At 71.9% G+C, this 6,496-nt stretch carries 5 protein-coding genes; all 5 read left to right on the top strand.

The features are described from left to right. Positions 1-769, top strand: a 769-nt coding sequence (locus tag O3Q52_RS16225; RefSeq protein ID WP_269649486.1) for a (Fe-S)-binding protein, incomplete at its 5' end; no start/stop codon positions are given. Between the two features lie 514 nt (positions 770-1,283). After that, positions 1,284-2,144 carry a DMT family transporter gene (locus O3Q52_RS16220; protein ID WP_269649489.1) on the top strand — a complete coding sequence of 287 codons (861 nt, stop codon included), beginning with the start codon at positions 1,284-1,286 and terminating at the stop codon, positions 2,142-2,144. Positions 2,145-2,322: 178 nt separating this feature from the next. Next, positions 2,323-3,123 carry a TIGR03084 family metal-binding protein gene (locus O3Q52_RS16215; RefSeq protein WP_269649485.1) on the top strand — a complete coding sequence of 267 codons (801 nt, stop codon included), beginning with the start codon at positions 2,323-2,325 and terminating at the stop codon, positions 3,121-3,123. Continuing rightward, positions 3,120-4,886: an acyclic terpene utilization AtuA family protein gene (locus O3Q52_RS16210; protein WP_269649484.1), complete on the top strand. Its 1,767-nt coding sequence runs from the start codon at positions 3,120-3,122 to the stop codon at positions 4,884-4,886. The genes O3Q52_RS16215 and O3Q52_RS16210 overlap by 4 nt, the downstream gene beginning before the upstream one ends. Next, positions 4,883-6,490 carry an acyl-CoA carboxylase subunit beta gene (locus O3Q52_RS16205; protein WP_269649483.1) on the top strand — a complete coding sequence of 536 codons (1,608 nt, stop codon included), beginning with the start codon at positions 4,883-4,885 and terminating at the stop codon, positions 6,488-6,490. The genes O3Q52_RS16210 and O3Q52_RS16205 overlap by 4 nt, the downstream gene beginning before the upstream one ends. Positions 6,491-6,496 lie beyond the last annotated feature (6 nt).

Below are 6,496 nucleotides of genomic sequence, written 5' to 3'. Positions count from 1 at the left end.
CCGGGCGAAGATGTCGCGGCCGCTGACCGGTTCGACGCCGAGAAGGTGGTCTCCGCTGATTCCACCGAAGGACCCGGGGGGGGACCTGCGGATCGACCCGGGTGCGGACCCGCGGGCCGTTCCGCGCTCGGCTCCCCGCGGCCGGGTCTGCTGCGGCCTGACCTACGTCTCGACGGGCCAACTGGACCGCGCCCGCAAGGTGATGCGCCGCACCCTCGACCTGCTGCACCCGCTCGGGGACCCGGCCTTCCCCGGGGAGGGCCCGCCCATCGTCGTCCTCGAACCAAGCTGCGCCGCCGCCCTCCGTACGGACCTGCCCGAGCTGCTGCCCGACGATCCGCGCGCCCAACGCGTGGCGTCGGCGGTCCTGACCTTCGCCGAGGCACTCGAACGCCATGCCCCGAACTGGACCCCGCCCCGCCTGGACCGCCCGGTCGTCGGCCAGACCCACTGCCACCAGCACGCGATCCTCGGCGACGCCCCGGACCGCCGCCTGCGCACGGCGGCGGGCCTGACCGGCGAACTCTCCGGCGGCTGCTGCGGCCTGGCGGGCAACTTCGGCTTCGAGAAGGGCCATTACGAAGTGTCGGTGGCCTGCGCGGAGGAGCAACTGCTGCCGGCGGTCCGGGCGGCGGGCGAGGAACCGGTGGTCCTGGCGGACGGCTTCTCGTGCCGCACCCAACTGGAACAGTTCGAACAGCTCGGAGGCCGGAAGGGCAGACACCTGGCCGAGGTGCTGGCGGAGGGTCTGGACGGCCCTGAGACGTAGGGGTCCCGGGACCTGGGGATGGTGTCTTCGCGGTTGGTTCCACGAGGTCCGTCGGCGCGAGGCGGGTGCCCAGCAGATCCAGCGTGTGACACGACCCCGTCAGCGGTGCCATGGAGGCTTGGAAGGCTGTGCGGACGCGGTGAGGGCGGTCGCCGAGTCCCTCACCCGGGCCGTTGCTTTCAGGGGCGCGGGGGAACTGCGCGACCAGCCACAGCGAAACCCGCGGCCAACCATTCGCCATTCCACCGCAGCGTAAGCTGCAAAACTGTTGTACAGCCCTGACTAAGTCCATTACCCTGGACTAGCAAGTCCATCAAGATGCACTCTAACGTGCAAGGAACAACAACTCTCGACCCGAACTTCCCTGGACGGCCCCGTGAACATCCCCAGTGCTGACCGGTCCCCGTCGGTCACCGACCCCGCGGCCGCCGTCGCCGGCCCGGCCCCCGTGTCCGACCTGGGAGCCGCCCCGGGACCCGGCCCGACGGACGGCTCGGCGGGCAGCCCGCGAGGGATCCGGGCCCTGGGCCCGGTGGGACTCGTGCTGGCCGGCGGCATCTCGGTCCAGTTCGGCGGCGCCCTGGCCGTGACGCTCATGCCGCGCACCGGAGCACTGGGCGTCGTCACGCTCCGCCTCGCCGTCGCCGCGATCGTGATGCTCGTGGTCTGCCGCCCCAAACTGCGCGGGCACTCACGCGTCGACTGGGGCACCGTCGTGGTCTTCGGCGTCACGATGGCCGCGATGAACGGCCTCTTCTACCAGTCGGTCGCCCGCATCCCGCTCGGTCCCGCCGTCACGCTGGAAGTGCTCGGCCCCCTCGTGCTCTCGGTGGTGGCCTCCCGCCGCGCCCTCAACTTCGTCTGGGCCGGCCTCGCCCTCGGTGGCGTCTTCCTCCTGGGCGGCGGAGGCTTCGACAGCCTCGACCCGGTCGGTGTCGCGTTCGCCCTGTCGGCCGGCGCCATGTGGGCGGCGTACATCATCTTCAGCGCCCGTACGGGTCGGCGCTTCCCGCAGGCCGACGGGCTGGCGCTCGCCATGGCGGTCGCGGCCGTACTGTTCCTGCCCCTGGGCCTCGTCGAGTCCGGCACGAAGCTGCTGGACCCGACCACGATCGCCCTGGGCTCCGCCGTGGCCGTCCTCTCCTCCGTGCTTCCGTACACCCTCGAACTCCTCGCGCTGCGCCGCCTGCCCGCCTCCACCTTCGCCGTCCTCATGAGCCTGGAACCGGCCGTCGCCTCGATCGCGGGCTTCCTGGTCCTGAGCCAGACGCTGTCCATGACGGAGGCCCTGGCGATCACCCTCGTCATCGCGGCGAGCATGGGGGCGGTACGGACACAGGTGGGCCGGGGCAGGGCCAAGGGGCTGGACTCCTAGACGCCGCCCGGGCGTCGAGAACCCCGGGCGACACCGGCCGACGGGCTCCTCCCGGCCTCAGGCATGCCATCCGCCATACCGGTTTCAATAATGCAAGCACGCTTGCTTGTTTCTGTGAGCACTGCCATGCTCCTGGGCACACCGCGCCGCACACCGCCGTGCCCGAGGGGAGCGCATCGTGACCGATCCGACGCCAGTGTTCGACGATCTGCGCGACGAGAGCGAGGAACTCGACCGGCTGGTGGGGGAGTTGAGCGAGGACGCCTGGGCGCTCGCGACCCCGGCGGCGGGCTGGACCGTCGCTCATCAGATCGCGCATCTCGCCTGGACCGACCGGTCGGCGCTGCTCGCGGTGACCGACCTGGAGGCCTTCGCGGCGGAGGTGGAGAAGGCGCTCGCCGCCCCGGACCGGTTCGTCGACGAGGGGGCCGAGGCAGGCGCCGGGCTGCCGCCCGCACAGTTGCTCACCGAGTGGCGCGCGGGGCGTGACGCCCTGCACAAGGCACTGTGTTCGGCGCCCAGGGGAGTGCGCTTTCCCTGGTACGGGCCACCCATGTCCGCCGCCTCCATGGCGACGGCCCGGCTCATGGAGACCTGGGCCCACGGGCAGGACATCGCCGACGCGTTGCATGTGATGAGGCCACCCACCGACCGGCTGCGGCATGTGGCGCGCATCGGCGTGCGGGCCCGGGACTTCGCCTTCGGGGTACGGGGACTCACCCCACCCGAGGAGGAGTTCCGCGTCGAACTCACCCCGCCCTCCGGCGACGGCACGGTGTGGACGTACGGCCCCGAGGGCGCCGCCCAGCGAGTCACCGGCCCCGCCCTCGACTTCTGCCTGCTCGTCGTCCGGCGGGCCCACCGCGCCGATCTCGCCCTACGGGCGCAAGGGGCCGACGCCGACCGCTGGCTCGACATCGCGCAGGCCTTCGCGGGTCCGCCCGGCACCGGCCGCGCACCGAAGGGGACCACCGGATGACCGACTCCACGACAGGATCGACGCCCGCCCCTGTGACCCGCCCCCTCCGCATCGGCAACGCCTCCGGCTTCTACGGCGACCGGTTCGACGCGATGCGCGAGATGCTCACCGGCGGCCCCCTGGACGTCCTGACCGGCGACTATCTCGCCGAACTGACCATGCTAATCCTCGGCCGCGACCGCCTCAAGAACCCGGCCGGCGGCTACGCGCGCACCTTCCTGCGGCAGTTGGAGGAGTGCCTCGGCCTCGCGCACGAGAAGGGCGTACGGATCGTCGCCAACGCCGGCGGCCTCAACCCGGCCGGACTCGCCGACGCGGTAAGGGAGTTGGCCCAGCGGCTCGGTATCCCGGCGCGGGTCGCGCACGTCGAGGGCGACGACCTCACAGCACGCCACCCCAAGAGCCTCGCCGCGCACGCCTACCTGGGCGGCGAAGGCATCGCCACCTGCCTCCGCGAGGGCGCGGACATCGTCGTCACCGGCCGCGTCACCGACGCCGCCCTGGTCACGGGACCGGCCGCCGCCCACTTCGGCTGGGCACCGGGTGGGGGTCCCCCCGCGCGAGCGCAGTCGAGCGTGGGGGAGTACGACCGGCTCGCGGGTGCCGTCGTCGCCGGGCACGTACTGGAGTGCGGCACGCAGGCCACCGGCGGCAACTACGCCTTCTTCGCCGAACACGACCCGGAGCGCCTGCACCACCCGGGCTTCCCCGTGGCCGAGATCCACGAGGACGGCACGAGCGTCATCACCAAGCACGACGGCACCGGCGGCGTCGTCGACCTCGGCACGGTCACCGCCCAGCTCCTGTACGAGACGTCCGGCGCCCGGTACGCGGGCCCCGACGTCACCGCACGCCTCGACACGGTCCGGCTCACCCAGGAGGGCCCCGACCGGGTACGGATCGACGGTGTGCGCGGCGAGGCCCCGCCGCCCACCCTCAAGGTCGGGCTCAACCGCCTCGGCGGCTTCCGCAACGAGGTCGTCTTCGTCCTGACCGGGCTCGACATCGAGAAGAAGGCCGCGCTCGTACGGGCCCAGCTGGAGACCGCGCTCATGGCGGCCAAGTCCCGCCCGGCCGACGTCCGTTGGGACCTCGCCCGCACCGACCATCCGGACGCCCCCACCGAGGAGACGGCCAGCGCCCTCCTCCGGCTCGTCGTGCGCGACCCCGACCAGGACACGGTGGGCCGGACCCTCAGCGGAGCCGCCGTCGAGCTGGCCCTCGGCAGCTACCCCGGATTCCATGTGCTGGCGCCACCGGGAAAGGGCGCGCCCTATGGGGTCTTCGAGGATGTGTACGTCCCCCATGGCGACGTGGACCACATGGCCGTCCTCCATGACGGGCACCGGATCCATGTGATGCCGGCCCACGACACCCGCGTACTGGAGCCGCTGGAGGAACCGCGGCTGCCCAAGCCCCCACCCCCGGGACCGACCCGCCGCGCCCCCCTCGGTCTGGTCGCCGGAGCCCGCAGCGGCGACAAAGGCGGCAACGCGAACGTCGGCGTCTGGGCCCGCTCGGACGACGCCTGGCGCTGGCTCGCGCACACCCTCACCACCGACCGGTTCCGCGAACTCCTTCCGGAAGCGGCCGACCTGACCGTCGTACGCCATGTGCTGCCGAACCTGCGCGCCCTCAACTTCGTAGTGGAGGGCGTTCTCGGCGAGGGCGTCGCCGCCCAGCACCGTTTCGATCCGCAGGCCAAGGCGCTCGGCGAATGGCTGCGTTCCCGCCACCTCGACATCCCGGAGGTACTGCTGTGACGGTCCTGGCGTCCGCGCTGGACACCGGCTCCCCGGACTACGCCGCCCACCGCGAGGCCATGCTCGCCAAGCTCACCGAGCTGGATGCCGAGCACGCGAAGGCCCTCGCGGGCGGCGGCGAGAAGTACGTCGCCCGGCACCGGGGGCGCGGCAAACTGCTCGCCCGTGAGCGCATCGAGCTGCTCCTCGATCCCGACACACCGTTCCTGGAGCTGTCGCCGCTGGCGGCCTGGGGGAGCGCCTCCCCCGAGTACACAGTCGGAGCCTCGCTCGTCACCGGGATCGGGGTCGTCGAGGGCGTGGAGTGCCTGATCACGGCGAACGACCCGACCGTGCGCGGCGGCGCCAGCAACCCCTGGAGCCTGAAGAAGGCCCTCAGGGCGAACGACATCGCGCTCGCCAACCGTCTGCCCTGCATCAGCCTCGTCGAGTCCGGTGGCGCCGACCTGCCCTCCCAGAAGGAGATCTTCATCCCCGGGGGGGCGATCTTCCGCGACATCACCCGGCTTTCGGCGGCCGGCATCCCGACCGTCGCGGTCGTCTTCGGGAACTCCACCGCAGGTGGCGCGTACATCCCTGGCATGTCCGATCACGTGATCATGGTCAAGGAGCGGGCGAAGGTCTTCCTCGGCGGTCCGCCGCTGGTCAAGATGGCCACCGGCGAGGAGAGCGACGACGAGTCGCTGGGCGGCGCCGAGATGCACGCGCGCGTGTCGGGCCTCGCCGACTACTTCGCCGTCGACGAGCAGGACGCCCTCAGGCAGGCGCGCCGCGTCGTCGCCCGCCTCAACCACCGCAAGGCGTACGGCGATCCGGGCCCGGCCGCCCCGCCCAAGTACGACGAGGACGAACTCCTCGGCATCGTCCCAGGGGACCTGCGCACCCCCTTCGACCCCCGCGAGGTCGTCGCGCGCCTCGTCGACGGCTCCGACTTCGACGAGTTCAAGCCGCTGTACGGGAGCAGCCTGGTCACCGGCTGGGCGACGCTCCACGGCTATCCCGTCGGGGTGCTGGCGAACGCCCAAGGGGTCCTCTTCAGCGAGGAGTCCCAGAAGGCGGCCCAGTTCATCCAACTGGCCAACCAGCGCGACATCCCGCTCCTCTTCCTGCACAACACCACCGGCTACATGGTCGGCAAGGAGTACGAACAGGGCGGCATCATCAAGCACGGCGCGATGATGATCAACGCGGTGAGCAACAGCCGCGTGCCCCATCTGTCCGTGCTCATGGGCGCGTCGTACGGAGCCGGGCACTACGGCATGTGCGGCCGCGCCTACGACCCGCGCTTCCTGTTCGCCTGGCCCAGCGCCAAGTCCGCCGTCATGGGCCCCCAGCAGCTCGCGGGCGTCCTGTCGATCGTCGCCCGGCAGTCCGCCGCCGCGAAGGGGCAGCCCTACGACGAGGACGCCGACGCCGCCCTGCGCGCCATGGTCGAGCAGCAGATCGAGTCCGAGTCCCTGCCGATGTTCCTTTCCGGGCGGCTGTACGACGACGGGGTCATCGATCCCCGCGACACCCGCACCGTCCTCGGCCTGTGCCTGTCCGCGATCCACACGGCGCCCTACGAGGGCGCACGCGGCGGCTTCGGCGTCTTCCGGATGTGAGAGGTC

Source organism: Streptomyces sp. ActVer, from assembly GCF_027270795.1.
Taxonomy (GTDB): Bacteria; Actinomycetota; Actinomycetes; order Streptomycetales; family Streptomycetaceae; genus Streptomyces; species Streptomyces umbrinus_A.
The sequence above is the reverse complement of the archived record's forward strand: the minus strand, read 5'-3'. Positions and strand labels throughout refer to the sequence as shown.